The organism is Acinetobacter sp. YH16040_T, assembly GCF_024605785.1.
GTDB lineage: Bacteria > Pseudomonadota > Gammaproteobacteria > Pseudomonadales > Moraxellaceae > Acinetobacter > Acinetobacter amyesii.
In genome coordinates this window covers 625,206-652,166 of the sequence record NZ_CP094541.1, presented here as the reverse complement: position 1 = coordinate 652,166, position 26,961 = coordinate 625,206, and the positions used below count along the sequence as shown (strand labels likewise).

Sequence of the window (26,961 nt, the reverse complement as noted above, 5' to 3'; positions counted from 1 at the left end):
ACTTTTATAGCCATCGACCTGTACAGCTTAGTGATCTCGTACCTTTAAGAATTTCATCATGGTTCAACCTTGTCATTCGGCATGGGTGCAATATAGGCAATCAAAAGCATGGCAAAACCTGCCGCCATAAATGAAATCACTCGCATGAGTGTGCCGACATGAGATAAATCCAGCAAGACCAGTTTCAAAGTGACCAAGACCAAAATACTGCCGCCGAGCAGCCAAACTGAACGTAATTGGCGCTGAGTGGCAAAGCGCATACTCACCAAAGCCAATAACACCCACAGCACAGTAAAACTCAGTTGAACGGTCGCATCGCTCCAAATGTCTAAACTGTTATAAGGCGTATCCAGATACCTATGTAAGGCACGAAGCACGACATAGCTACTTAACCAAAGTAGCCCAAGGACACTCAACACGGCAGCCAAGCTACGATCTAAACCAGCTTTTAACTGTTGATTCAACATCCATAAAAAAGCCGCTAACAACAGCAAACTCACAGCATCAAAAGGATTTAATATGGGCAAGATATATCCCACAAAGGCCTGCTGACTAAATAATTGCGAACTAATGATCCAACTCAAAGCCAAAAACAAACTGCTACGCGCTTGCCAAAACATTTTCCAGACCGGTTGCTGCGCTTGCCAATAACACCATGCACAAAATATCAGCGGCAAAATTACCACACTGATATACGGCATACTGGGTATCAGCGTCAGACTGGTCCACGCCAAGCTACTCAAAATTCCGAGACTGACCCATTCTTTTTCTTCACGCACACCGAGTAATGGTCGTAGCCAAAGCAGCGTCAAGCTCAGCCCAGCGAATGCAAAATACATCTGCTCCATCGCTGAATGCCAAAGTAACTGACCGTTCTCACTCACTGAAATAACTTGGTACAGCCCCATCACATAAACAGGCACTAGACCCGTCCACTTAATGATGGACCAACTCCACGAAGCTTTTCGTTTTAACAAGCCTTCATTCACCAACAGATAGGCCACACTGACAATCAATAGACTCAAAGCCAATTGATGACTACTCTGCAGCCGATCTAAGAGCAACATGATGAACATAGTAGTTGCTGAGAGCATTTGCACACATTGAAAGGCAATACTCGAACTTGAAAGCTGTTTATGAAATGCAGGAACAGCGTGCGTCACGATAATGGCCGCCAAATAGCTCAAACACACGCCCCAATACATCTGTGCAGGGAAATGTGGCAGTTGAACCAAATAATACAGACTTGAACAACCCGCCATCACCAAGAGCGCCATGCCTAAATAACGGCTGATATTGGACTGCTTGTATAGGGCATATATAAATATCAACGCACCTTCAACTGCCCAACCAACCACACTCCACTGCTCTTTCAATACTATCGGTGGAATCAATGCCAAGAATATTAAGGTCAAACTCAAATAACTTTGTGCAATCAGTGGGATCACAGCACTACGTTTACTGATGCTATACAGTGCGGCAAAAAGCGCCGCGAATAGCAAGCTATACCCCGCCTGCCATACGGTTTCCTCAAAATACATCAAATACAATGCCAGATAAGCAAGCACTGGCGAAGCAAATATCAGTGCAATATCCAAGGCTGGTTTGAGCTGAAAATGCGCAAGATCCTGTTTTGCCAATAACTGACTAAAACGAAAACCGAGCCAAATAAAAATCGCAGCGTGAGCTAAAACCAACACGCTCATCATCTGACGTTCGGTGGTGTATCCGTGGTAAAAAGCATATCCACCACCCATAATCACCGTCATCAAAAATGCGATTTGATTCAGATATTTCCACGGTCTTAAAGTACTCATGACTGCAACAGCCAGATTAATTACAAGATAATAGGCAATAAATTCCGTTGCAGTTGCATCACGAACAGGCAAGGTAAATGGCGCAAGATAGGCGATCAGCATTGCCATAATTGCCAGTTCTACCGACTGTTGTTTCAGACTGAGCCAAATCGTCAATGCCATAAGTGCAGCATACAGTAGACAAGCTATGCCAAAGCCCGGAATCACGGCATTGTAATAGGCAAAAAATAAAGTCAAAAACAGCGCTGCAAGACCTAGACCTTCTAGAGCCAAGGCAAAACTGCGGTTTTTGGTTTGCAGCCAAAAACCCAGTCCGACAACACCAGCACTGCTCAAACTCACAATCAGCAATTTCATGGCCAAGCTTAGTTGCCAATGCTCTGTGGCAAATCTAAGTAATAACACCACGCCAATCACCAAGACCAGTACCGCCACTTTCAACACGGGATTACCTTGAAAAAGCCATTGCTGAATTTGATTAGATAGATTTGGCGCAATCTTGGATGGTGTATTAGAAGGTGTTGAATTGAATGGTGTCTGATGTCTAGCTTTACCAATTTCCGTCGCGGGATGTACAGATGGTGTATCGTCAGAATCAAAATTTTCAGGACGGTCTATTGTCGACGCTGATATTGAAGTAGCTGCATGAATCGATTGCGACTGGAGCGCACGTCCTTGCAATAAATGCAGCTGATGTTCCAATCGTTTCAGCCAACGCAGAAAAAAATAAACCCACAGGCTAATCCCAATCGCAACCAAGTATCCCAGTTCTGTTAACAGCCCAACGACCGTTAATAACGATGCAATATATAACGGAACCTTTGATGTCACTTGGAATGGTTGTTTTGATGAACTCAGTGCATCAGCGCCGTGCTGTAAATCATCGACATAATTCATCAAACTGAGCATAAAACCAATGCCGCTGATATAACTCAAGATACGGATGTCTAAGTACCATGCCCCGATCCCTACCATAATCAGCGACATCAACCAAATCATCTTGAGTTCATTATTCTGTTTCAGCATACCTGCTTCGTCATTTTCCTGAATGTTTTGATGATACATGAGCCCGACGGATGGATTAAAACTATTCATCAGTGATTCGGTAAGTTACATATACAATCTAGACTCTGCGTGCGGGCAAAAAATCACGTACAATAAAACCGTTTTTAGGATTAGGAAATTATCAATGCCACCATTTGTCTTGGTCGATGGCTCATACTTTTTATTTCGTGCTTACCATGCACTGCCACCATTAACCACTTCAACCGGTTTGCATACCAATGCAATCCGAGGTGCCATTTCTGCCATCCAAAAATTAATGCGTCGTATTCAACCGACGCATATGGCCGTTATTTTCGATACACCTGAACCAACCTTCCGTCATGAATTGTCCCCAATTTATAAGGGTGACCGTCCAAGTATGCCCGAAGAATTATCACAACAAATTCCATATCTTCATGCATTAATTCGTGCTCTAGGGATTCCGCTGCATATGTTGCCGGGCGCTGAGGCCGATGACATTATCGGAACTTTAGCCAAACGCGCTGAAGCAGCCGGTCATCAAGTTTTGATCTCCACCGGTGACAAAGACATGGCGCAGCTCGTTACTGAGCGTGTCACTTTAGAAGACAGCTTCAAAGACAAACCGATGGACGTTCAAGGCGTTTTTGAAAAATTTGGGGTGTGGCCGAATCAAATCATTGACTACCTCACGCTGATGGGCGACGCCTCTGACGGCATTCGTGGTGTGCCCGGTGTTGGCGCAAAAACAGCAGCAAAACTTTTAACCGAGTACGGTTCGATTGGCGGCATTTTAGAAAATGTTGACAGTATTAAAGGTAAAGTCGGTCAAAACATTAAGGACAATGTCGAAGGGATTACTCTTGACCACCAACTGGCGAGCATTGTTTGCGACCTCGACATGGGCCTTAAATACGAAGATCTGAAACTTGCCGATCCAAATATTCCAGCACTGCGTGATTTATATACGGAACTAGAATTCCGTAACCAACTGCAGTCATTAGATCATCCGAACAACCCCAATGGTGCAACCTACAAACAAGCAGCCAAAGCCATCAACACCAAGGCGACTGTAGCCAATGCACCTGAAGTTGAAGATCAAGCGGACAAAACCAGTGTTGATGACTTACTTGGTGAAGCACGTTATCACACGGTATTGACTCAAGAAGATTGGGATGTGTTATTTAAACGTCTAAATACTGAAAAGCGTTTTGCCTTTGATACTGAAACCACTAGCCTCGACTACCGCGTGGCACAGATTGTGGGTTTCTCGGTGGCTTTAGATGCACATGATGCCTATTACGTGCCGCTTGCGCATGATTATGAAGGTGCGCCGAAACAACTTGATCGCGACACGATCCTGAATCAACTCAAACCTTTACTTGAAGATAATGACGTACAAAAAATTGGTCATCATCTCAAATATGATGCACATGTCTTAGAAAATCATGGTATTCATTTGGCAGGTTGGTATTTCGATACCATGTTGGCCTCTTATGTCCTCAACTCTGTGGCAACTCGTCATGGAATGGATGACGTCGCGCGTTTGTATTTAAGTCATCTCACAACGACGTTCGAACAAGTGGCGGGCAAAGGTGCAAAACAAAAGACCTTTAACCAAATTGAGCTTGAAACTGCAGCCCATTATGCCGCAGAAGATGCCCATGTGACCTATCGTCTGTATGAAGTACTCGATAAAAAGTTACAAGCCCATCCGGAACTGATCAATATTTTGCACAATATTGAAATGCCGGTTGCCCGTGTTCTAACCTCTATGGAAGAAAACGGCATTGAGCTAGATATGAACTTCCTCGACCAACTCGGTGTGGAATTTGCCAATACCATTCAAAATTTAGAAACAGAAATTACCGATCTTGCGGGTCAAAGCTTCAATGTCAGCTCACCAAAACAAGTGGGTGAGATTCTGTTTGATAAATTAGGTTTAAAAGGCGGTAAGAAGACCTCTACAGGTCAGTACAGTACCAGTGAAAGTGTCTTAGAAAAAATCGACCATCCGATTACCGACTTAATTTTGGAATATCGTGGTCTCTCTAAACTGAAAAGCACTTATACCGATGGTCTGTTAAAACAAGTGAATAATGACACACATCGTGTGCATACCAGTTACCACCAAGCTTTAACGGCTACAGGTCGTCTGTCATCTACCGATCCAAACTTACAGAACATTCCTGTCCGTGAAGATATTGGACGTCAAATCCGTAAAGCCTTTATTGCACCTGAAGGTCGCATTTTACTGGCAGCCGATTACTCGCAAATCGAATTACGTTTAATGGCGCATTTCTCGCAAGATCATGCATTGGTCGATGCTTTTAATCATGGACAAGACGTACATAAACGTACTGCGGCAGAAGTTTTGGGCATTCCACTCGATGAAGTGACCAGCAACCAACGTCGTCAAGCCAAAGCGGTGAACTTCGGCCTGCTCTATGGTATGTCTGAATTTGGTTTGACCCGTCAGTTGGGTTTCACTCGAGAAGAGTCGCGTAACTATATTGGTAAATACTTCCAACGCTACCCTGGTGTTTTGGAATATATGGAACGTACTCGCCAAGTTGCACGTGAACAAGGTTTTGTGGAAACCATTTTAGGTCGTCGTCTGTATACACCAGACATTATGGCGAGCAACAAAATGGTGAAACAAGGCGCTGAACGTGCAGCGATCAATGCACCACTACAAGGTTCTGCGGCAGATATTATTAAATTGGCTATGATTGCAGTCGATAAAATCTTACCGAAAGATCAAGCCAAAATGTTACTGCAAGTACACGATGAATTGGTATTTGAAGTTGATGCTGCAATTGCCGATGAACTCTCTGCCCAACTGGCTGAAGTCATGCAGTCTGTGTTGAAAATTTCCGTTCCACTGATTGTGGAAGTCGGTCAAGGTAATAACTGGGACGAAGCACACTAATTCATTCACGTTCATTCACGCCTTTCTCCCTCTAAGAGGAAGGTTGGGATAGAGGTGAGATATTTCTACTAACTAAGAAATTTCTTGTTTTACACCTCATTTTAAATCCACAAAAAAAGGACGCCTCGGCGTCCTTTTTAATTTAACTCGTCTTAGCTCAGATTAAAGACCAGTCAATAATGCAATTGCGACTTGCTTCATAATGGTTTCCGCAACCAACAATGCCAAAATCGCAAAAATTGGCGACAAGTCAATCATCCCCATATTTGGAAGAATACGGCGGAATGGTGCAAGTAGCGGTTCCGCCAGCTCTTGAACCACTTCAATATAAGGCGAACGTGACTGACTAAACATCACGACCCAACTCAAAATAATCGATGCAAAAATTAAGTAACGACAGAAACGGATTAAATCCTGAATCATGGTCACAAAGGTCATAATGATCAAATGGAATGGACTATTCACCGCCACTCCAGACAAATACATCAAACCAAACATTTTTAACAAATACAGAATCACCACCAACACCAAAGCTGCAGTATTCACTCGACCTTTGGCCAAAGTTGGGAAAATTCGGCTAAAGATATCGACAATTTTTGTTGCTTTTGCTGTTGCCAAAACCACAGGGTTATATGGACTCACGGCAGCAAGCTGCATTAAAAAACGGAAAAATACGAGCAAAATTGCAACGTTAATAATGATTCCAAAAATTTGAGCAGAGCCCATACTTGAACTTTCCTAAATCAAATCGAATTATTTGGTGCTTTCGCTTAACTCTTGTGCCAACTCTTGGCTACGCTTTTGCGCTGCGGCTAAAGCAGCCTGAATATTTTGTGAAATTTGAGCACGATCAAACACTTCAATCGCGGCTTGTGTTGTACCGTTTGGAGAGGTTACATTTTTACGTAACTCCGCAGGACTATTGGCACTGGTAATTGCCATTTGTGCGGCACCTAATGCAGTTTGCAAGGTTAGCGCTGTAGCTACCTTTTCATCCAAGCCCATGTTTTTACCTGCACGGATCATACTTTCCATCATATAGAAAAAGTATGCAGGACCTGAGCCAGAAACTGCTGTTACCGCATCAATTTGCGCTTCTGAGTTTACCCAAAGTGTTAAACCCGTTGAAGCCAAAACTTGACTTGCAAGATCACGATCTTCAGCTGAAACCGCTTCACCTGCATATAAGCCATGCGCACCGGTTTGAACTAAAGCCGGTGTATTTGGCATGACACGAACAATACGCTCTGTGCCTAATAGTTTTGAAATCGTTGCAATTTCTGCACCTGCAACAATTGAAATCACCAACTTCCCTTCTAGCAAACCTTGTAATGGTGCCAAAACTTTTGCCAACACCTGAGGTTTAACTGCAAAAAGAACAATGTCAGCATCTCGAATTGCCGCAACATTATCATCGGTCACATGCAAATCTTTTTCAGCCAAAAGCTCACGTACTTTTTCTACGGGATCTGAAACTGTAATACGTGTAGTCGGGACACCACGTGCAATTAGGCCACCAATTAAAGCCTGTGCCATGTTGCCGCCACCAATGAAACTGATATTACAATTTAGAATTGCGCTCATGATTGAAGATCCGATATTGCAGATTTAGCGTTAAGAGATAATGTCGGTTGCCAGCCAGCTTGAGTACAAAATTCAGACTGCGCCAACCAAAAGCCCTGAGGCGTAAAGACGCCTAGCATAACATTATCTCGGCTTAATATTTGAATAGTATGACGCTGCCATGGAAAAATTTGCGCCTGCTGAATGGCTTTTTTCAAAGGCCAACTTCCGACACGACCATATAAATGAATTTTTTCGCCGCCAAGGCGTGGGCGTATCTGCAGTTGCTGCCCCAATAATTCAGGTGATAAGCCAACCTCTGAGGGTTGAATCACAAAATGGCCGGCAGGCAACTTGAGGCACTGACCTGCAACACAAGTTACAACTTCAACCTCTTGAATGGATTCTGCTGGCAGATAATCCGCTTTGGCAATCCGATGAAGTTGCTGTTGAAAGCGCAGATAATAAAATCCATTCCAGTGTAGTGCCGCTTGCGAGTCTTCGCGTGAGTTAATCACTTCTGAAACTAAACGCTGTACCATTTCAAAGCTTGGACGATATTGCCCCTCACCTTTCACCCAGTGCGATAACAACTGACGCTGACGTGCCAGACTGAGCTGTTGTAAAACCACTAAAGATAAAGTTTGCGATGAACCACAGGCTGCCAAATCTTGTTGCAACACCTCGTGTAAAATTTCATCAGCATCTTGCATCAAATAACTGGTTCGACTCAGGGCTTGCTGCATTTTAGGAAATCGACCACTGAGTACAGGCCATAGAATTTCACGACTCCACGCGCGGTCATAGTCGGTATCAAAATTAGTGAGATCTTGAATATTTTGCACATGCAGTTGTGCTGCCCATTGGCAAATTTGCTCACGTGAAAGATCCAATAGCGGACGCCATAAAGCAAAATCTTCACGTACATCGAATTTTTTCATGGCAGCAAGGCCATGGACACCCGCACCTGAAAGTAGCCGCAACATCAGTGTCTCGGCTTGATCTTGCTGATGATGCGCGAGTACCAATATTTCATCTGCTTGTAAATGTTGGGCAAAGGCTTGATAGCGGGCCGAGCGTGCTTGATTTTCAAGGTTACCTTGCGCAACCTGAACTTTTTGTATGATGAATGGAAGATTCAGCGCTGCACACTGAGCACGTACAAACTCCCCCCAAGCGTGACTACTCTCTTGTAGTTGGTGATCAATATAAATTACCCGTATTTTTTCAGGGCACAAAAACGGCATAAGATGCAGCAGCAACATGGAATCCATGCCACCACTACATCCTATTAAAAATCGGCTTTGTTCAGGCAGCGCCTGAATTTGACTTAAGCAGTCAGCCCTAAATTGTCGCTGCCAAACTTCATTAAACGCTGATAACGCGCTTCGCATCGTTCGTTTGCATCCATTGGTTGCAGTTCTTCTAGAGCTTGCTTCAAGACCACTTTCAAATCCTGCATGACTTTTTCAGGGTTTAAATGTGCGCCTTCCGCTTCGTCCACCACGTATTCCACAATGCCCATCTTCTGCAATTTATCTGCCGTCAATGCCAATGCTTCACTTGCTTGTTCTGCTTTCTCTGCAGTTTTCCACAAAATAGATGCACAGCCTTCAGGTGAAATCACTGAATAAATACTGTGAGATAGCATAATCACACGGTCAGCCACGCCAATACCGAGCGCACCACCCGAACCACCTTCACCCAATACCGTTGCCACTACAGGCACTTTAAGTGAAGAAAGCTGAGCCAAACTGGTTGCAATCGCTTCAGCCTGACCACGTTCTTCTGCACCTACGCCAGGGTAGGCACCCATGGTATCAATAAAAGTAAAGACAGGCAGATTAAAACGCTCCGCCATATCCAATAAACGCTGTGCTTTACGGTAACCTTCTGGGTTACTCATACCAAAATTATGCTGTAATTTTTCACGTGTACTACGACCACGGTGCTGACCTACGATCATCACAGGCTGACCATCTAAACGAGCCAAACCACCAATCATCGCGCCGTCATCACCAAATAGGCGGTCACCGTGCAAAGCATCGAACTCTGTAAAAATTTCGCCAACATAATCCAAAAACTGCGGACGTTCAGGATGACGTGCGATCTGAACCGTAGTCCAGGCTTTAGATTGAGCTGCTTTATTTTTCATAGGTCGATCATTATCCCTAACTTAACTGGTCTGTTAATTGATAAATTGTTCCGACTGGATATTCAGTTCAATATCCCAATGCTTAAATTGCACTTGCTCATCATGCAAGTCTGCAACCAACAAAGGCCACTGTTTGGCATCACCAGAAACACTAAGTTGCCATTGTTGCGCATTGTCCACGCTTAATTCAATGGCAGGAAGCATCTCATCGCTGCGACTATGATTTAATAAAACTGCTAAACGAAGCAATAGACATAAGTAAACAAGTTTGTTACCACCGACTTTCATCACATCGACACGTGCATCATTGCGCAACTTACGACGATGATGCGCCACTAAATGTGACAAATGGTTTTGATCAATTTGCGAGAAACCCGGAATATCCGAATGTTGCAACAAATAGGCACCATGACGATGGTAACCACTATGACTAATCGCTAAACCAATTTCATGCAAATACGCTGCACGACGCAGTAAATCACTGTCATCACTGGTCAAATTCAGTGCGGTCGCCACACCATTAAACAGTTGTTGCGCGGTATTGACTACACGCTCAGCTTGTTTCACATCTGCGTTGTAGCGACCCATCAACGCATGTACAGAACGATCTCGAACATCTTCATGTTGGAAACGACCCAAGAGGTCATACATCACGCCTTCACGTAATGCGCCATCCGAATAGACCAATTTATCGATATTCAGCACATCAAAGACGGCATATAAAATGGCAATACCGGCTGGCAAAACTGCTCGACGGTCTTCTTTTAGACCATCAAATTCCATTTCATTGACATGCTTATATTTAAGCAATTTATCTTTGAGTTTAAATAGACCGTCACGTGTCAGTTCTTCCTGATCGTTACTCCAGCCCATATTGACACAAATCTGACGACACGCTTTGATCGTACCGCTTGAACCGACAACAGTATCCCAGCCCGCAGCTTTATAAGTGTTAGCAATACCTGCAATTTCCTTGCGAGCAGCATTTACCGCTTTATCAAAACTTTTCAGGTTAATTTCACCATCGGCAAAAAACGCTTTGGTAAAAGCGACACAGCCCATTTGCACGGATTCAGTATGAATCGGTTCAAACTCTTCACCAATAATCAGCTCTGTAGAACCCCCACCAATATCAATCACTAGACGACGACCACTGTTTGCCATGGTATGTGAAACTCCCAAATAAATGAGACGGGCTTCTTCACGACCAGCAATGATTTCAATCGGCTTAGGTAAAATTTCAGCGGCTTTTTGAATAAATTCATGACCATTTTTTGCTTGGCGCAAGGCATTAGTCGCCACAATACGTAAACGGTTAGCTTGTACAGGATTTAAACGCCCCACAAAACGTGCTAGGCAGGCTAATCCTCGTTGCTGTGCGGCTTCAGTCAAATTTTTATTTTCGTCTAGACCTGCGGCAAGCTGTACTTTTTCTGACATTGATGCAACTTTTTTCACTTCACCATGGTCTACACGTGCGATAGCCAAGTGGAAGCTGTTCGATCCCATATCGATAGCAGCAAGTAATTCTTCATCAATCAAAAAATCAGACATTATTCAAAAAAACCTGTTCAGAATTGTGCTTAGATTAATTCACATACATGCAATTTAAAAGCCATTTATGAGTAGTTCGGGCGGAACTTATCGATTTTTTATCTGAAGCAATGATAGTCATACACGATCATCGGCGTCGTGATCATCCATTAGACAAACTCGCCATTCAGGTCGAAAATTTACATAACCCCCTACATTGTTATAGTTGGCTATGTAATACTTATAAACATAGAGTCAACTTAAAAATTAATTCTGGAGCAAAATCCATGTCTGGCAATATCGTAAATACAACTGATGAAAACTTCCAAGCCGATGTACTAGAGTCTGATACTCCTGTACTTGTAGATTTCTGGGCAGGTTGGTGTGCTCCTTGTAAAGCCATTGCACCTGTACTTGAAGTACTTTCAACTGAGTTTGAAGGCAAAGTTAAAATCGTTAAAGTAGACGTAACTTCTTGCGAACAAACAGCTGTAAACTACAACATCCGTAACATTCCTGCATTATTAATGTTTAAAAACGGCGAAGTTGTAGCAACCCAAGTCGGTGCAGCACCAAAATCTAAATTGACAGCTTTCATCGAAGAAAACATCTAATATTTTTCCGATAAAAACACTCGAAAATACGCTGTTTTACACAGCGTATTTTTTTGGTTGATAAATTGACAAATGCTGTGTTCTCTCTTATATTGTTTACTCAAGAAATTAAGGATCTCAAATCCTGTCATTTTCTTACAACACAACACATAAAATGCCGCTCGGCAACAGAATTGTTTTTCACATCTCTCTTCATATAACGAATCAGATCTCTGAATTGTTTTGTGCAAACCAATTGCTATCGTTTCTTGCATGATCGCGGCACATTTGTTGCTCCCTTTTCCAACCTGTACCTCAGAATTTTAGATTCTATCTGACCACCTATGAACTTAACCGAACTCAAGAAAAAACCGATTGGCGAACTCATCAAGATTGCCGAGTTTATGGGCCTCGAAGGAATGGCTCGTAACCGTAAGCAAGATATTATTTTCGCCATCTTAAAGCGCCACGCAATGAACGGCGAAGAGATTTTTGGTGATGGCGTTCTAGAAATTCTGTCGGACGGCTTTGGTTTCTTACGCTCTGCAGCGGGTTCTTACCTAGCCGGCCCTGACGATATCTATGTGAGCCCATCACAAATCCGTCGCTTTAACCTTCGTACTGGTGACACCATTACAGGTACGATTCGTCCCCCTAAAGAAGGCGAACGTTACTTTGCATTATTAAAAGTTAATCAAATTAACTACGACACACCCGAAAACTCACGTAATAAGATTCTTTTCGAAAACTTAACACCTTTATTTCCAACCGAACAATTGGTAATGGAATTAGGTAATGGTACAACAGAAGACTTAACTGCGCGTGTCGTTGACTTGGTTGCTCCGATTGGTAAAGGTCAACGTTCAATTATCGTTGCACCGCCAAAAGCGGGTAAAACCATGTTGTTACAAAACATCGCTCAGTCGATTGTTCGTAACAATCCTGAATGTTTCTTGATTGTCCTTCTGATTGACGAACGTCCTGAAGAAGTAACAGAAATGGAACGTACTGTTCGTGGTGAAGTGGTTGCTTCAACATTCGATGAATCACCAGCTCGTCACGTACAAGTTGCAGAGATGGTGATTGAAAAAGCGAAACGTCTTGTAGAACACAAAAAAGATGTAGTGATTTTGCTTGACTCAATTACTCGTTTAGCCCGTGCTTACAACACCGTGATTCCGTCATCTGGTAAAGTTCTTACTGGTGGTGTGGATGCCCATGCTTTAGAACGTCCAAAACGTTTCTTCGGTGCAGCACGTAATATCGAAGAAGGTGGTTCACTGACAATTATCTCAACTGCGTTGATTGAAACTGGTAGTAAGATGGATGAAGTGATCTACGAAGAATTCAAAGGTACAGGTAACCAAGAAATTACCCTAGACCGTCGTATTGCTGAAAAACGCGTGTTCCCTGCGATGAACATCAAAAAATCAGGTACACGTCGTGAAGAGCGTTTGATGTCTGAAGATAACCTACGTAAAGTTTGGATTTTACGTAAATTGCTTCATACACAAGACGAACTTGCAGCGATGGAATTCTTGCTTGATCGCATGAAAGAAACCAAAACCAATGATGATTTCTTCGATCAAATGAAACGTAAAGCATCCAACTAAGTTGAATGTTTGACTGAAAAGGCCATCTATAACGATGGCCTTTTTATTTGGTTGACTTTAGTTACACAAAGAAACATTTAATAGATCTCCATGTAAACTTATTTTCAAGTTGATGATTATAAAAAATATATGTTAAAAAACCCTATTCTTTTTAGTAGTTTATTTGCTATTTCGCCAATATAAAACTTTCTCTTAATTGTTATTTTCTGTTAAAAAATGGCCGTTTTTCACCTATTTTTAACGGTTTTTTCAAAGTCACTAGTAGCATTTCAAAATACTCAGTGATAGCATACACGCAGACCAGTTAGACTGCTCTATGCATTTTTAATACCTATTCAAATTAGGCATAATAAAAGCACACAACAGACTAACGCAGGTTATTTTTTAATCTCATATTTTAGAGAGTGATGCCATGTTATTCAAAAAAATCGCTATTGCTGCTGCAGTTGCTACTACTTTAGCTTTCGTTGGTTGTGCTAAAAAAACTGAAGAAGCTGCTCCTGCTGCTGCATCTGAAGCTGCTGCTTCTGAAGTAGTTGCTGCGTCTGACGCTGCTGCTGTTGAAGCTTCTGCTGCTGCATCTGAAGCTACTGCTGCTGCTTCTGAAGCTACTGCTGCTGCATCTGAAGCTACTGCTGCTGCTTCTGAAGCTCAATAATCTAACCGATTATTCAGCACAAAAAGAGAGCCCTATGGCTCTCTTTTTTATTGCCTCAAACTTTAAACCCTAGTTCATAAAAAGAGCTAAAATTCAAAATACTAAGCCTATGCTTATTGAAAAATAAAAACTGACAATTTAGCTAAAGGAAAGCCACAATCAACCTCTACGACAACTCAACTCAAGTATATCGTCTCACTTTAAAACGAATATTCTTCAACATGAATTGTGCGATAGATGATGAGCACTGCGCCTCCTAAATCAAAGGAAAAAAAGCAGATCAATTGATCTGCTCATTTCCAACACGTTGACGGAATTTTTGTCCCGCACGGAAGGTCACTACACGACGGGCAGAAATCGGAATTTCTTCACCCGTTTTCGGGTTACGGCCTGGGCGTTGACGTTTATCACGCAACTCGAAGTTACCGAAACCTGAGAGTTTAACTTGTTCCCCAGAGATTAGCGCTTGGCTAATCTCATCGAAGAATAACTCGACCATTTGTTTTGCTTCACGACGGTTTAAACTCGTGAGCTCACTTAAATGATCAGCCATTTCTGCTTTTGTTAATGCTGTCATGAAGCCCTCAATGTCGCCTGGTAAGTGTTTTCCAACACCTGAAGTATGTTATCCATACCGGTTTTGATTTCAGCATCTTCTAATGTACGTGTTGGATGTTGCCATTGAATTGCAAATGCCAATGAGCGCTTGCCTTCTTCGACACCTTGACCAGTGTACACATCGAATAACCAAACTGCGTCTAAAAGCTCACCGCCTGTTTTTTCGATAAGTTGCTGAATTTCACTAACATTAATCTTATCACTAATTAAAAGCGCAATATCACGTCGAACCGACGGAAAACGTGATAATTCTGTAAAATTAGATACATAAGTTTGCAAAACAGCCGATTGATCTAATTCAGCGACCCAAGTAGTCGCCAAATCCAACTCATCTTCTAAAGAAGGGTGTAAACGACCGAAGTAACCAATTGATTGACCATTGACTAAGATTTCAGCAGATTGACCTGGATGCAACCACGTACGCTCTGAACGTACATATTCAACATTTAAACGTGCAGAATTTAAAATCTCTTCTACATCGCCTTTAAAGTCAAAGAAATCCATTGGCTGTGCTTTACCATGCCAAGATTCAGTCGTACGCGAACCTGTTGCAACCAGTGCAAATGTTGGGATCTGTTTAAGATCATGAATGCTGTTCGCACCTTGATAATCAAAACGTAGACCAAGCTCATAGAAACGCACACGGTTTTGTTGACGGTTCACGTTGTATTGCACACATGGGATCAAACTTGATAATAAGGTTGAACGCATCACTGCAAGGTCGCTAGAAATCGGGTTTGCAAGCGCTAGTGGTTGAACCTGTGGATTCAATTGTTTCTCTAGTTTCGCATCTGCAAAGCTAAAGCTAATCGCTTCTTGATAACCCAAAGCCACTGCAGTTTGACGTAACTGAACCAATTCAAATTGGTCTTGGTATTTCGCTAGTTTGACATCAATCACCGGCAAGCTAATTTGAATATTGTCGTAACCGTGAATACGTGCTACTTCTTCGATGAGGTCTTGATAAATCGCCATGTCAAAACGATGTGATGGTGGTAAAACAGTCCACTCACCTTCTGCTTTCACAGTGACATTGCAACCCAAACGCGTTAAAGCATCGGTAATAAATGCGGATTCAACTTTATAACCAAGCAGTTGATCGACTTGCGCTTGGTTCAGTTCAATGGCTTCACGTTTTGGTAATAGCTCTACTTTTTCAGCAACAGTAATTGGACCAAACTCACCACCAGCTAAATCAGCGATAAGTTGAGAAGCACGGTGCATTGCCGTCATCGGCAATTCAAAGTCTACACCGCGTTCATAACGCTGAGATGCATCAGTATGCAAACCAAAACTACGTGCACGACCTGCGATATAGAGTTGATCAAAGAACGCCGACTCAAGGAAAATTTCAGTGGTATCATCAGAAACCGCTGAACTTAGGCCACCCATGATTCCTGCAATCGCCAAAGCTTTTTGATCATCCGCAATCACCATCACGTTTTCAGATAATTCAACTTCTTGTTCATTCAACAACGTTAATTTTTCTGCTGCTGTTGCTTGGCGTACACGAACAGAACCTTCAACTTTACCGCCATCGAATGCATGTAAAGGTTGACCCAATTCCATTAAAACGTAGTTGGTAATATCGACCAAAATACTGTGCTGACGAATGCCTGCACGAGCTAATGCACGCTCCATCCACTCAGGAGTTGGTGCTTTGGTATTGACGTTTTTGATCACTCGACCTAAATAGCGTGGGCAACCATCAGTTTCAACAACAATTTTCTTCTCATCAGTAATTGTTGCAGCAACTTCTGTAATCACTGGTGCAGTCACAGGGAGTTGGTTAATCACACCAATTTCACGTGCAATACCACGAATACTGAAGCAGTCACCACGGTTTGGCGTGATGCTGATATCAATCACATTGTCATCAAGATCTAAATATTCACGCACATTTACACCAACAGGTGCATCGGCAGGAAGCTCTAATAGACCGTCGATTTTGTCTTCAAGATCAATTTCAGACGCACCGCACAGCATGCCTTGCGATTCAACACCACGAAGCTTGCCTTTTTTGATTTTGAAATCGCCCGGAAGTACTGCACCAATGGTTGCTACAGGAGCTTTCATGCCTACACGTACGTTTGGAGCACCACAAACGATTTGTAACGGCTCGCCTGAACCGATGTTTACAGTAGTGACACGTAAACGGTCAGCATCGGGATGTTGAACCACTGTTAAAACTTCACCGACTACTACACCAGTAAATGGTTTTGCAGCAGGAGATAAATCATCAACTTCTAAACCTAACATGGTCAGTTGGTCAGAAAGTGTATCGCTATCAATGGCTGGGTTAACCCATGTACGCAACCAATTTTCGCTAATTTTCATTGTATAAAAACCTATTAATTCTAAATTTCTAATCCCCTCTAGCGCCCCTTTAAAGAAAGAGGACGAACCCTAAGTCATGATGGACACCCCCTCTCCTTTTAGGAGAGGTTAGGGAGAGGTATAAAACTGTTTAAGCAAATTGGCGTAAGAAACGCACATCATTTTGGTAGAACATACGTAGGTCATTAATGCCATAACGCAACATGGCAAAACGCTCTACACCTAAACCGAAGGCGAAGCCTTTGTATTTTTCTGGGTCGATGCCAGCGGCTTGTAAAACGTTTGGATGCACCATACCGCAGCCCAAAACTTCCAACCATTTACCACGTTCATCCATGATATCCACTTCCGCACTTGGCTCTGTGAATGGGAAATAAGATGGACGGAAACGTACTTTCAAATCTTTTTCAAAGAATTCATTTAGCAAGTTCACCAACAAACCTTTAAGTTCTGCAAAGCTAGTGTTTTCAGCCACATACAAACCTTCGATTTGATGGAACATTGGAGAATGCGTTTGGTCCGAGTCACAGCGATAAACACGACCAGGACACACAATACGGATTGGTGGCTGACTCGTTTCCATGGTACGAATTTGCACGCCTGAGGTGTGCGTACGAAGTAAATGATTCGCATCAAAATAGAAAGTGTCGTGCATCGCACGTGCAGGGTGATGACCCGGAATGTTCAATGCTTCAAAGTTGTGATAATCATCTTCAACTTCAGGACCAGTTGCAACGGTAAAACCAGCTTTGGTAAAGAATTGGCAAATACGTTCTTGAACTTGAGTCACAGGGTGAATACTACCCACCGTTTGACCACGGCCGGGTAAAGTAATATCAATCGTTTCGCTAGCAAGCTTTTGTTCTAATGCAGCTTTTTGTAATTCAGCTTGACGAGCAGTCAGTGCGCCAGTAATCGATTCACGAACGGCATGAATTTGAGCACCAAAAACTTTACGTTCTTCTGGGTCCATTTTACCGAGCGACTTCGATTGTTCCGCGAGCTGGCTTTTCTTCCCTGTAAATTGCACTCGCACTTGGTCGAGTGTAGCAAGGTCCTCTGCTGCTGCAATCGCAGCGAGCGCTTCAGTGGTCAGGGCTTCCAGTGACATAGTAACTCTCAAAGCAACAATTTAAAAAAATAATATAAACCCCTTATTCTAACAGTTTTTAGCCGTTATGATGAAGCGCATTCACAAGTTAAAATTGCATTAGCATCAAGTTTTAAAAAAAGTATAAGATAAACACAATATCAATGGGATCCAATCTTTATGGCACTCGATCCAATCTGGAAACAACAGCTCACACTCGTCACTTATGGCAATGAATTTCTCAACCAAGGTTTGAGTTTTCAACGTTGGTTGAATCACCACATTTTTGATCAGCACAGTTTCCATTTTCGTGATTTGCTATCACAGCATTTATTGGCTCAACATTTCCAAATTTGGCTAGAAGGCTTAAAAAAACACGGGGTACAACGCTTAAGCTTACATAGCTCTAGCTTGCTAAATGATGAACAAAATCCGAATGCTAACGTTGAACTTCTTCCCTTTGCCCATTTTATTGTGAGCCACGAACAAAATAAAAAGCAGGCATGGATTTTTGGTAAAGAACTTGCCGAGTGGTATAACGCAGAAAATGACTATGAAGCACCTGTATCCCAACAACTACAAATACGTCGCGAAACTTTTTGGCGCTATGAGCTGAACCATAAACTCATTAAACGCATCGAAGCGGATATGCAGTTACCAAAATGGGATGATATTCATAACTTCACTGAAGCAGAATTATTTTTGCAAAAACCGGCGGAAGGTTTTATTGAGCCGGAGGTGTTAGGCACACCTTATTATGGTACGCAGCCTGATCTAAGCAGCGAATCGAATGAATCCGCAAAACTTGCACTCTTGCCAACGGATGCACAAGCGGATTTCGCACATGACAGCTTACATCGCCTAGAAGCATTAAACCGCCATATTCAGTCTAAAATTCAGCATCCCTATCACACAGATGGCAGCATCTATACACCTGAAGAACAGTTAAATTTGCGACATTTTGCTCAAAAAACTGAAGATTTAACGGCAAAATTTATTGTGAAAGTCGCCAATCACTATAAAACTGCACGCTTAACTCCTGTGGTCGAAAGCTCTCCTCTGGATGGTTTTAAAACTGAGCAAAGAAAATCAAATCCTCAGCATGCACACACGCCAAATCCAACCCATAAACCCGGTGCAGGTGGAGTGATTACCTTAATTATTATTACGGTAGTGATTTGCTTATTGGCTTATTACTTCGGACTTTAACTGTATAAATGTGATCAACACTAAAAAGCCCTTCTTATGGAAGGGCTTTTTTTATGAACATGCTTATGTATAAAAGACCTCAAAATTATGAGGTAATTAAATAATTAAATGGACGAATTTCTAATCGAACGCGATGCTGATCGGCATGTTGATTAATATAATGACTGACAGAGACCACTTCCCCCTCAAGCTCTGCATCTGCACCATACATGATTTTGACCGACTCACCTTTGCGGGGGATCATTTCAAGTTCTACTGTAATGCTACCTTGACCCATACCAACTATTTCAGCCAACATTTTATTTTCCTTTTGTTCTTTTCTATCCATACATTAGGCATGGCGCAAAGCGAGGTATAAAGATTATTTCTGTAACTTAACTGCACTTTTTATTGATAAAACATCAAAACTTAAACATCAAAAACATAAGAGTCCAATTGTTCTAAAAATGCATCAACTGCATTTGCAGACTTTAAACGAATCCATTGAATATGTTGATATTCAGGTGCATTCATCATCTGTAGATATTTTTCACGATTCGTTTTATGGGTTTTAATCATCCACCAGACAATGGAATCTCGACCAAACATCCGCCACAAACTTTCCTGATTATTTGAATCTGGCCAAAGATCTTGTTTGGACTTAGCCCGAGAAAATGCGCGCTTTACAGAGCGGTATAAATTGACTGGAAACGGAAGGTCTAACCATATCACCGTATCTATTTCAGACCATTTAACAGGAATCGCCCGAGTATAATTGCCATCAATAACATAACCATTTTTCGCTTTAGCAATTTCAGCTCCGATACGTGCAAAAAAGATTTCGTCAGGACACTCCTGCCAATCATCCAACCAAAATAGATTATCCAGTTCTATATAATTTAGTCCTAATTTGTCCGCCAAAGCTCTGGAAAAGGTTGATTTTCCAGTGGCCGATGTACCGACTACATTTATTCTTTTCATTGCCATGATGATCTACTTGAGTCTGGTGAATCTACTCCAAGATAACAGCATTGGATCTGTAGGTTAACTTTTATTCTTCATGATAATCCAAAAGATCTGCATCGATATTGATAAAGTCAGGTTCAATTGCAGTATAAAAACACACTTTTCACAGACTATATTGATCCAATAATTTTTCAGTTGGTATTTATCCATTCATTTATGGCCGTCCCCCCTATCTGCACGCCTTATAAAAAAAACAGATTCTAGCTGTCCCCAGATGAATGAATTAATTCTGCCCGCAATTATGATGAACATGCGCAATATAAATACCTTCCCGTTCTGAGCGAAAAGCACCGTGTGCATGTGCGGGCCTTCAACTGAGCATTAAACAAACCGGCCAGGCAACAAGATCGAAGCTAAACATTGAAATCACGACATAATACGCACAAACCGTGGCTCGGGGCGCAGCACCTACCTAGCCTATTCATTTTCAGATATAATTTAGCGCTAAGCATCGATCAAATATTCAAAATTTAAATATAGTAACCAAACACTTAAATATAAAATTTCAACATAATTATTATGAGACTTTATGAAAACAGAATTTGACATTTATGCTAAAAAACCGCTGATTTCATGGCCAACAATTTTAATGCTTATTTTACTAGGCATTGCGATGGTCTTTATTATACCTTTTTTCAAATGGTTTAGAGATCAAGCTCAACCGCTTAACGTCAGCATAGTGATTGAATACCTGCAATTCACCCTAAAAAATTTCCCGATTTACAAGCTGCAAGCCGATCATGCCCAGCTGATCCTGCTCTACATCGTATCTATAATTGTCATTGATTACTTAAAAACGCAGATTAAATTGGTCATTACGCCTGATAAAATTTATTACCGCTTGTGGAAAATACCTCTCAGCACATTCATTCAGCGGCAGGAGGTAGAATACTGTCAATTTGCCATTCTTGGTATAAAACGCCCAAAACGGATCTCATGGCTGCAGCGTCCTATTTATCAGACTGCCAACAAAGAAAATCCACAGCTTTTATTCTTCCCCCTTAAAAATGTTCAATCTCAACTGCACCTTGCATGCTTAAGTGAACATGAAAAAGGGCAGCTGATTCAAATACTCAAACAATATTATAATTTTCAGGATGAGATTGCGGCGCTGACGCTTTCTCAAGAAGATCTGCAAAATTTAATTCTGCAAACCAAGATCAGCCCGCGGATCGCCTACCTGATTATCGGCAGCGTTCCTATTGGTATTTTGGGCTTATATTTAAACGCGCAAGCGCAGTTCTTTTACATTTCCAATTATCCGGTTTTGCTGTGTTTGGCCATTATTTTTCTGCTGATTTTCATTCCAAGCGTATTGTGGATACAAAAAGATATTCCCAAAATGGCGTTTACAGGAAGCGTGCTGTCCAGTACATTTTTAACGCTGAGCCTGAGCTTTTTTCTAATGCCGGTATTGCATAGTTATTATGCTTTGCATTTTGGCACTCATAAAATGACCGATGCGCAATTACTCTCAATGGATGCAGATGGTCAGAAATGGTTGTTATTAGACAACCAGCAAACTTTTCATATTTTACCCAAAACACCTTTCTACAACACGCACTTTAAAATAAATGCAATTTATGAATTTCCCATTTATTATCATTGGCATAACTATCATTTTCAGCACCGAGACCTTGCTTATGTCCAGCTTAAAACAAAAACCGATTAATATTGGTTAAGCTTACATAAGAATTTAAAGCCCAAAAAAAGACCGCTAAAAGCGGTCCCTTTTTAAGTCATAAAGACTTATGCAGCTAATGCATCTTTAGCTTTAGAAGCTAAAGCAGCAAACGCAACTGCGTCATGCATAGCGATGTCAGCAAGTACGCGACGGTCGATAATCACTTGAGCTTTTTTCAAGCCAGCGATCATACGGCTGTACGACAAACCATTTTGACGAGCACCGGCATTGATACGCGCAATCCATAGAGCACGGAATTGACGTTTCTTTTGACGACGGTCACGGTAAGCATATTGACCTGCTTTGATTACTGCTTGGAACGCTACGCGATATACGCGTGAACGAGCGCCGTAGTAACCTTTAGCACGAGCAAGAATTTTTTTATGACGGCGATGAGCCTGTACACCACGTTTAACACGAGCCATTTATAATCTCCTTAGATGTATGGGCACATACGGCGAACTGAAGCAACGTCACTTACGTGAACCATTACACAGCCGCGTAATTGACGGATACGCTTAGCAGATTTTTTGGTCAAAATGTGTCGTTTGAACGCTTGGTGACGTTTAAAACCGTTTGCAGTTGGCTTGAAGCGTTTAGCTGCACCACGGCGAGTTTTCATCTTAGGCATAAGAACCTCTTTTGAACACCTGTTCGGCACGTCTGCACCATTGCAAAGACGCCCTGCAGGTAAGGGAGCGAGTATTCTAAAGCATCTTTGCTCAAAACAAAAGCGAATCTTTCTACCGAATATCGAACTTAATTAATTTTCTGATATAGATTTTCCGATGATTTTATAAGCGATGCCCAATAAGGCTTATATAATGTCGGCACGCCAACTATTAATGTCCATTATGAAACCTGCACAGGATGCTTTTGCAGCCCTACGTTATCGGGATTTCTCGATTGTTACGCTTAATCAATTTTGTCTGACCTTAGCCATTTTGATTCAAGAAATTATTGTTGCTTACTCACTGTATCAAATCACTAAAGACCCGCTAACACTGGGCTTAATTGGTTTAGCTGAAGCAATTCCTTTTATTGCTCTCTCTTTGTGGGGAGGATACTTTGCAGATCGTTTCAATAAACAGACCATTATGAAAATTTGTCTGTTTTTTTCTGTACCTATGCCACTAATTCTTTGGGGGTTATTTCACCAATATGGTCTCGGCCAAATTGATGTCACCCAACTGTCTTGGGGAATTTATGCGGTCATTTTTGGGCTTGGAACGATCCGTGGTTTCTATAATCCCTCGGCAACGTCGCTTAAACCTTTTTTAATCCCGCGGGAGCTCTATGCCAATGGTGCAACATGGACAACGATTGGTTGGCAAAGTGGGGTGATTATTGGGCCAATGCTTGGCGGTTTTATGTTGGCATTTTTAGGCCGTGAAACCAGTTTGCTCAGTGTTGCAGCACTACTAACGGTCTGCTTCGTCCTCATTAATCTGCTCAGTAAACGCAGTTTCCCTAAAATTGAATCTGACAATTTAAAAGATAGTTTAAGTGAAGGCTTCCGCTTTATTTGGAAAACTAAAATTGTGTTGTGGGCAATTTCACTCGATTTGGTTTCTGTGCTATTTGGTGGTGTGATTGCCCTGCTGCCTATTTTCGCTGAAGATATTTTAAAAGTCGGGCCTGAAGGTTTAGGCTATTTACGTGCAGCACCGTCTATTGGCGCCCTGATCACCATGATTGCATTGACCAAATTCCCTCCAACTCATCATGCATGGCGTAATATGTTATTGGCTGTAGCGGGTTTTGGTGTATTTACCATTTTATTCGCATTTTCAAGCCATCTTTGGTTATCACTCTTTGCACTGGCAATGACTGGTGCATGTGACAGTGTTTCTGTCGTCGTGCGTCAAACGATTTTACAGCTCTATCCACCTGAAAATATGCGTGGCCGTGTAGCCGCGGTCAATGGCATGTTTGTCTCCAGTAGTAATGAACTTGGAGCTTTTGAATCGGGACTTGCAGCAAAATATATAGGTACGATCATGGCGACACTTTTTGGTGGCTGTATGACCATGGCTGTAGTTGCGATCAGTTGGGCAAAAACTCGTGATTTGTTTGGGATCGACATTACCCATCAGTCAAAAAAATAATGGCATATTTTCCATTTAAACCTTGCCAGTATTTCCAATACAGGAAATACTGCGCAGCAATATCGACGCATTCATCACTCACATTGTGATCTTAGAATAGACTTATGAAACAATATCTGTGCTTAACCCTTTTGGCCTGCGCTCCATTTCCTACAGCGTTTAGTGCTTCAACCAAAACCCATCAACTTCCGGCACAGAATATTGAAGTTGCTCCTGCGCATTTAACCACGCGTTTAAATTGGTCGGTTTTTCCAAAACCGGTATATGCCAATGAAGACCTCAAGCAACGTGACCGCGCGGCCATTATTCGTGTCACAGCGAATGCAAAAGGTACAATTACCGATGCAAGTGTTGAAGAAAGTACAGGGGTCGATCAACTCGACCGAATCTTAATTTCTGCTGTCAAAAAAGCTAAAGTCAAGCCACATTTAGAAAATGGTGAATCCAAAGCCATTATTGGCTATCAAGCGTTTAATTTGAGAGTTAAAGGCAATACGCCTGAATGTGATTTCAACTTTGATTCAAAAGTTTGGAATGCACAAAGTGCAAATAAGAAAACGCCATTCCAATATGTATCTCAACCAAAATTAGATCTCACTAGTCATGAGTTGAAACAGCACGATCGTAAAGTCAAATTTAACTTTAAAGTGGACAAACACGGACAAGTGAAAAAGGTGAAGATCAAGCAAGGCTCTGGCATTTATGCACTCGATCAGAAAGTCGTTGAAGCACTAAGAAATAGTCAGATCTCGGTTAAACGTACTGCGAGCACCCTTTGGATCTACAAAAAGTCGAACTTTAAAGATGAAATTCAGTTTCAAGTAAATGGCTGTAAATAAGTAATAGATTCAACATTTCAAACAGGGATTGAATGTTTCAATGCCCTGTTTTATCTCAGAAGAAACCTAAAAATATAAGATAAATACAGAGATAACGCCCGGTTTTCGCTACGGTCACCATGAACACAAAGCGCCAGAAGTTTTCTTTCATTAAACCCGCAATTAAAGTAATAGGGTCTCCAATAATCGGCAGCCAACTCAGTAGCAAAGACCAATAACCATATTTGTGATAAATACCCTGTGCCTGCTGCATTTTCAGCTCTGACACGGGAAACCATGTTTTATTTTTATAATGTTCTACTTTTAAACCGAGCCACCAATTCACACAAGAACCGAGAATATTACCAATACTGGCCACCACAATCAGCAGCCATGGATTATGTTGACCATAGCTCAACAAGCCGAGCAATACGGCTTCGGACTGTAAAGGAAGTAAGGTCGCAGCCCCAAATGCCGCGAAGAATAAAACTAAAAACGACCACATCGAAACGAATGCTTAGAGACCTAATTTTTTCTTCGACTTCAAATATTCAAAATTTGACCAAAGCACTGCTGCAACAATTACAACGATTCTCGACCATTTATATTGTGAAGAAATCGGTTCAATCGCAGCTCGCATCAAGTTTTGATCTTTGGTATGTAAATCTGCAAGAATATTTTGAACATGCACAATTTCAGCGACAAATAGCACTAAGCAGCCTGCAATACCAAAAATAATACTCCAATAGATTCTTGGGTTATTTTCAACAATACGGGTAAAATTTAAGAAAAAGTCTTTCATCGCAAAATCGTCCAACTAAGCCGTCAACAACGCGTTCTTTTCGGCAGCGCCGCATTCTAACACAGCGTTAGAATTTTCTTCCGTCCTATCTAAAATCTTAAGGTGAGTCTTTCCGCACTTTACTTTTATACATGAGACTTCTAATCTGCCACGCAAATATTGAATAATTTTAACTCACTTTATGAAAAAAATTCTTTGCTTAAGTTTTATCGTGTTATTACAAATTTTGACCGCTTAATATGCACAAAGTCCTTCTGAAGTTGCCAAACAACACGTGATTACACAAGATCAAATGATTTGGAAAAAGCGACCTATTTTTAACTTCAACAATGACGATCTGGGCAATCAAAAACGTGACCTTAGTTTTAAATTATATGTTTTAGCCACCGGCGAAGTTCAAAAAGCTGAATTAATCAAAAGCTCTGGACTTACACACATTGATAAGCGGGTTGAGCAGTCACTTTTACGTGCCAAGTTCAAACCTTATATCGAAAATGGTGTAGCCTCCCCCCTTTGTTGCCTTACAGCCCTTCTCACTCAAGACCCTGAAAGAAAACCAAAGACCTTGGTGGAAAAAGCTTCTATTCATTTCATAAAAAAAAGAGCATGTTTCCATGCTCTTTTTTTAAACGTGTATTGCTAAGGCTTTTTGTACCGCTGGACGGGCCGTCAGTCGATCGATATAGTCTTTCACGTATGGATAATCTTCCAGCTGAATTTGCTGCCATTCATGACGCAGTGCCCAAGGCAGAATAGCCATATCTGCAATCGAATACTCTCCAGCCACAAATTTTTGACCAATCAACTGATGGTTCAAAACTTTATATAAGCGTTTAGACTCATTTACATAACGTTCAGTTGCATACGGAATACGTTCAGGTGCAAAACGACTAAAATGATGATTTTGTCCTAACATGGGCCCAAAACCACCCATTTGCCACATCAACCATTGTTCAACTTCAACGCGCTCAAACTCATCTTCTGGATAAAACAAACCTGTTTTACGTCCAAGATATTGCAGAATCGCACCAGACTCAAAAACTGAAATCGACTCTCCTCGTGGGCCATTCTGATCCACGATTGCAGGGATTTTATTGTTCGGAGAAATTCTCAAAAAGTCTGGCTGAAATTGATCATTTTCCAAGATATTAATCGGAAAAATTTGGTATTCCAAACCCATTTCTTCTAAAGCGATGGTAATTTTATGTCCATTGGGTGTACCCCAATAGTAGAGATCAATCATCTATATTCCTTTTTAATTTTCAGTAAGGCAATCTCATTTTGCTTTATGTATAACATGTTTAATCCAGTGAAAGCTTGTCAGTTTTTCTGCAAAGTAACGTTAAAATGTGAATTATCACTTTGCTTTTAAAATCACTTAAGGTACAAAAATTCAAAAAATA

At 41.6% G+C, this 26,961-nt stretch carries 25 protein-coding genes; 9 read left to right on the top strand and 16 right to left on the bottom strand.

Features of this window, described 5'->3' with window-relative positions:
* Positions 1–56 precede the first annotated feature (56 nt).
* Positions 57–2,843 carry a DUF2339 domain-containing protein gene (locus MST16_RS03095; protein ID WP_180011799.1) on the bottom strand — a complete coding sequence of 929 codons (2,787 nt, stop codon included), beginning with the start codon at positions 2,841–2,843 and terminating at the stop codon, positions 57–59.
* Between the two features lie 163 nt (positions 2,844–3,006).
* On the opposite strand from MST16_RS03095, the gene polA reads away from it, so the two are divergent.
* A complete protein-coding gene (gene polA, locus MST16_RS03090; RefSeq protein ID WP_180011791.1) occupies positions 3,007–5,772 on the top strand; it encodes a DNA polymerase I in 2,766 nt (921 codons plus the stop codon).
* Between the two features lie 162 nt (positions 5,773–5,934).
* Here polA and MST16_RS03085 read toward each other — a convergent pair whose 3' ends face one another.
* Genes MST16_RS03085 through ppx form a run of 5 tightly spaced genes read right to left on the bottom strand, consistent with a single transcriptional unit; the run spans position 5,935 to position 11,044 of the window.
* Positions 5,935–6,498: a YggT family protein gene (locus MST16_RS03085; protein WP_078189567.1), complete on the bottom strand. Its 564-nt coding sequence runs from the start codon at positions 6,496–6,498 to the stop codon at positions 5,935–5,937.
* A gap of 27 nt (positions 6,499–6,525) precedes the next feature.
* On the bottom strand, positions 6,526–7,356 hold the full coding sequence (gene proC, locus MST16_RS03080) for a pyrroline-5-carboxylate reductase (protein ID WP_168378486.1): 831 nt from the start codon (positions 7,354–7,356) through the stop codon (positions 6,526–6,528).
* Positions 7,353–8,729: a tRNA lysidine(34) synthetase TilS gene (gene tilS, locus MST16_RS03075; protein ID WP_180011789.1), complete on the bottom strand. Its 1,377-nt coding sequence runs from the start codon at positions 8,727–8,729 to the stop codon at positions 7,353–7,355. The genes proC and tilS overlap by 4 nt, the downstream gene beginning before the upstream one ends.
* On the bottom strand, positions 8,666–9,490 hold the full coding sequence (locus tag MST16_RS03070; RefSeq protein ID WP_078189570.1) for an acetyl-CoA carboxylase carboxyltransferase subunit alpha: 825 nt from the start codon (positions 9,488–9,490) through the stop codon (positions 8,666–8,668). Before MST16_RS03070 ends, tilS begins: the two co-directional genes overlap by 64 nt.
* A 33-nt stretch (positions 9,491–9,523) precedes the next feature.
* Positions 9,524–11,044, bottom strand: coding sequence for an exopolyphosphatase (gene ppx, locus MST16_RS03065; RefSeq protein ID WP_180011787.1), 1,521 nt, complete (start codon positions 11,042–11,044; stop codon positions 9,524–9,526).
* 266 nt (positions 11,045–11,310) lie between these two features.
* On the opposite strand from ppx, the gene trxA reads away from it, so the two are divergent.
* The 3 genes from trxA to MST16_RS03050 all read left to right on the top strand — a co-directional run bounded on the left by trxA (position 11,311) and on the right by MST16_RS03050 (position 13,887).
* Positions 11,311–11,637: a thioredoxin gene (gene trxA / locus MST16_RS03060; protein WP_078192629.1), complete on the top strand. Its 327-nt coding sequence runs from the start codon at positions 11,311–11,313 to the stop codon at positions 11,635–11,637.
* Positions 11,638–11,960: 323 nt separating this feature from the next.
* Positions 11,961–13,229, top strand: a complete 1,269-nt coding sequence (rho, locus tag MST16_RS03055) for a transcription termination factor Rho (protein ID WP_067731074.1) — start codon at positions 11,961–11,963, stop codon at positions 13,227–13,229.
* 412 nt (positions 13,230–13,641) lie between these two features.
* The gene (locus MST16_RS03050) at positions 13,642–13,887 is read left to right on the top strand and encodes a hypothetical protein (protein ID WP_078192631.1); all 246 of its coding nucleotides are present in this window, start codon (positions 13,642–13,644) and stop codon (positions 13,885–13,887) included.
* Positions 13,888–14,167: 280 nt separating this feature from the next.
* Here MST16_RS03050 and MST16_RS03045 read toward each other — a convergent pair whose 3' ends face one another.
* The 3 genes from MST16_RS03045 to pheS form a co-directional block, all read right to left on the bottom strand.
* Positions 14,168–14,464 carry an integration host factor subunit alpha gene (locus tag MST16_RS03045; RefSeq protein WP_004783565.1) on the bottom strand — a complete coding sequence of 99 codons (297 nt, stop codon included), beginning with the start codon at positions 14,462–14,464 and terminating at the stop codon, positions 14,168–14,170.
* Complete coding sequence (gene pheT / locus MST16_RS03040; protein ID WP_180011785.1) at positions 14,461–16,842, bottom strand: phenylalanine--tRNA ligase subunit beta; 2,382 nt, start codon at positions 16,840–16,842, stop codon at positions 14,461–14,463. The genes MST16_RS03045 and pheT overlap by 4 nt, the downstream gene beginning before the upstream one ends.
* A 130-nt stretch (positions 16,843–16,972) precedes the next feature.
* Positions 16,973–17,953, bottom strand: coding sequence for a phenylalanine--tRNA ligase subunit alpha (gene pheS, locus MST16_RS03035; RefSeq protein WP_078189575.1), 981 nt, complete (start codon positions 17,951–17,953; stop codon positions 16,973–16,975).
* A gap of 159 nt (positions 17,954–18,112) precedes the next feature.
* Between pheS and MST16_RS03030 the strand changes: the two genes are divergently transcribed.
* The gene (locus tag MST16_RS03030) at positions 18,113–19,141 is read left to right on the top strand and encodes a hypothetical protein (protein ID WP_180011784.1); all 1,029 of its coding nucleotides are present in this window, start codon (positions 18,113–18,115) and stop codon (positions 19,139–19,141) included.
* A gap of 85 nt (positions 19,142–19,226) precedes the next feature.
* On the opposite strand, the gene MST16_RS03025 is transcribed toward MST16_RS03030, so the two are convergent.
* Positions 19,227–19,439 (bottom strand): hypothetical protein, encoded by a 213-nt coding sequence (locus tag MST16_RS03025; protein WP_180011782.1) that lies wholly within the window; start codon positions 19,437–19,439, stop codon positions 19,227–19,229.
* A gap of 110 nt (positions 19,440–19,549) precedes the next feature.
* Complete coding sequence (locus MST16_RS03020; protein ID WP_180011781.1) at positions 19,550–20,101, bottom strand: adenylate kinase; 552 nt, start codon at positions 20,099–20,101, stop codon at positions 19,550–19,552.
* Positions 20,102–20,675: 574 nt separating this feature from the next.
* Between MST16_RS03020 and MST16_RS03015 the strand changes: the two genes are divergently transcribed.
* Positions 20,676–21,818, top strand: a complete 1,143-nt coding sequence (locus MST16_RS03015) for a hypothetical protein (RefSeq protein WP_180011779.1) — start codon at positions 20,676–20,678, stop codon at positions 21,816–21,818.
* Between the two features lie 77 nt (positions 21,819–21,895).
* Here MST16_RS03015 and rplT read toward each other — a convergent pair whose 3' ends face one another.
* Complete coding sequence (gene rplT, locus MST16_RS03010) at positions 21,896–22,255, bottom strand: 50S ribosomal protein L20 (RefSeq protein ID WP_004647525.1); 360 nt, start codon at positions 22,253–22,255, stop codon at positions 21,896–21,898.
* An 11-nt stretch (positions 22,256–22,266) separates the two neighbouring features.
* Positions 22,267–22,461 carry a 50S ribosomal protein L35 gene (rpmI, locus tag MST16_RS03005; RefSeq protein ID WP_065994397.1) on the bottom strand — a complete coding sequence of 65 codons (195 nt, stop codon included), beginning with the start codon at positions 22,459–22,461 and terminating at the stop codon, positions 22,267–22,269.
* Positions 22,462–22,684: 223 nt separating this feature from the next.
* Between rpmI and MST16_RS03000 the strand changes: the two genes are divergently transcribed.
* Positions 22,685–23,938, top strand: a complete 1,254-nt coding sequence (locus MST16_RS03000) for an MFS transporter (protein ID WP_180092136.1) — start codon at positions 22,685–22,687, stop codon at positions 23,936–23,938.
* 104 nt (positions 23,939–24,042) lie between these two features.
* Positions 24,043–24,777 carry an energy transducer TonB gene (locus MST16_RS02995; RefSeq protein ID WP_180012432.1) on the top strand — a complete coding sequence of 245 codons (735 nt, stop codon included), beginning with the start codon at positions 24,043–24,045 and terminating at the stop codon, positions 24,775–24,777.
* Positions 24,778–24,832: 55 nt separating this feature from the next.
* Here MST16_RS02995 and MST16_RS02990 read toward each other — a convergent pair whose 3' ends face one another.
* Both MST16_RS02990 and MST16_RS02985 read right to left on the bottom strand, forming a co-directional pair.
* Positions 24,833–25,261 carry a YqaA family protein gene (locus tag MST16_RS02990; protein WP_168378474.1) on the bottom strand — a complete coding sequence of 143 codons (429 nt, stop codon included), beginning with the start codon at positions 25,259–25,261 and terminating at the stop codon, positions 24,833–24,835.
* 12 nt (positions 25,262–25,273) lie between these two features.
* On the bottom strand, positions 25,274–25,558 hold the full coding sequence (locus MST16_RS02985; protein WP_078192639.1) for a hypothetical protein: 285 nt from the start codon (positions 25,556–25,558) through the stop codon (positions 25,274–25,276).
* Positions 25,559–25,832: 274 nt separating this feature from the next.
* Between MST16_RS02985 and MST16_RS02980 the strand changes: the two genes are divergently transcribed.
* Complete coding sequence (locus MST16_RS02980; RefSeq protein WP_180012434.1) at positions 25,833–26,201, top strand: energy transducer TonB; 369 nt, start codon at positions 25,833–25,835, stop codon at positions 26,199–26,201.
* Here MST16_RS02980 and MST16_RS02975 read toward each other — a convergent pair.
* Entirely contained in the window at positions 26,184–26,801 is a 618-nt protein-coding gene (locus MST16_RS02975; RefSeq protein ID WP_168378472.1) for a glutathione S-transferase N-terminal domain-containing protein, read from the bottom strand. The genes MST16_RS02980 and MST16_RS02975 overlap by 18 nt on opposite strands.
* Positions 26,802–26,961 lie beyond the last annotated feature (160 nt).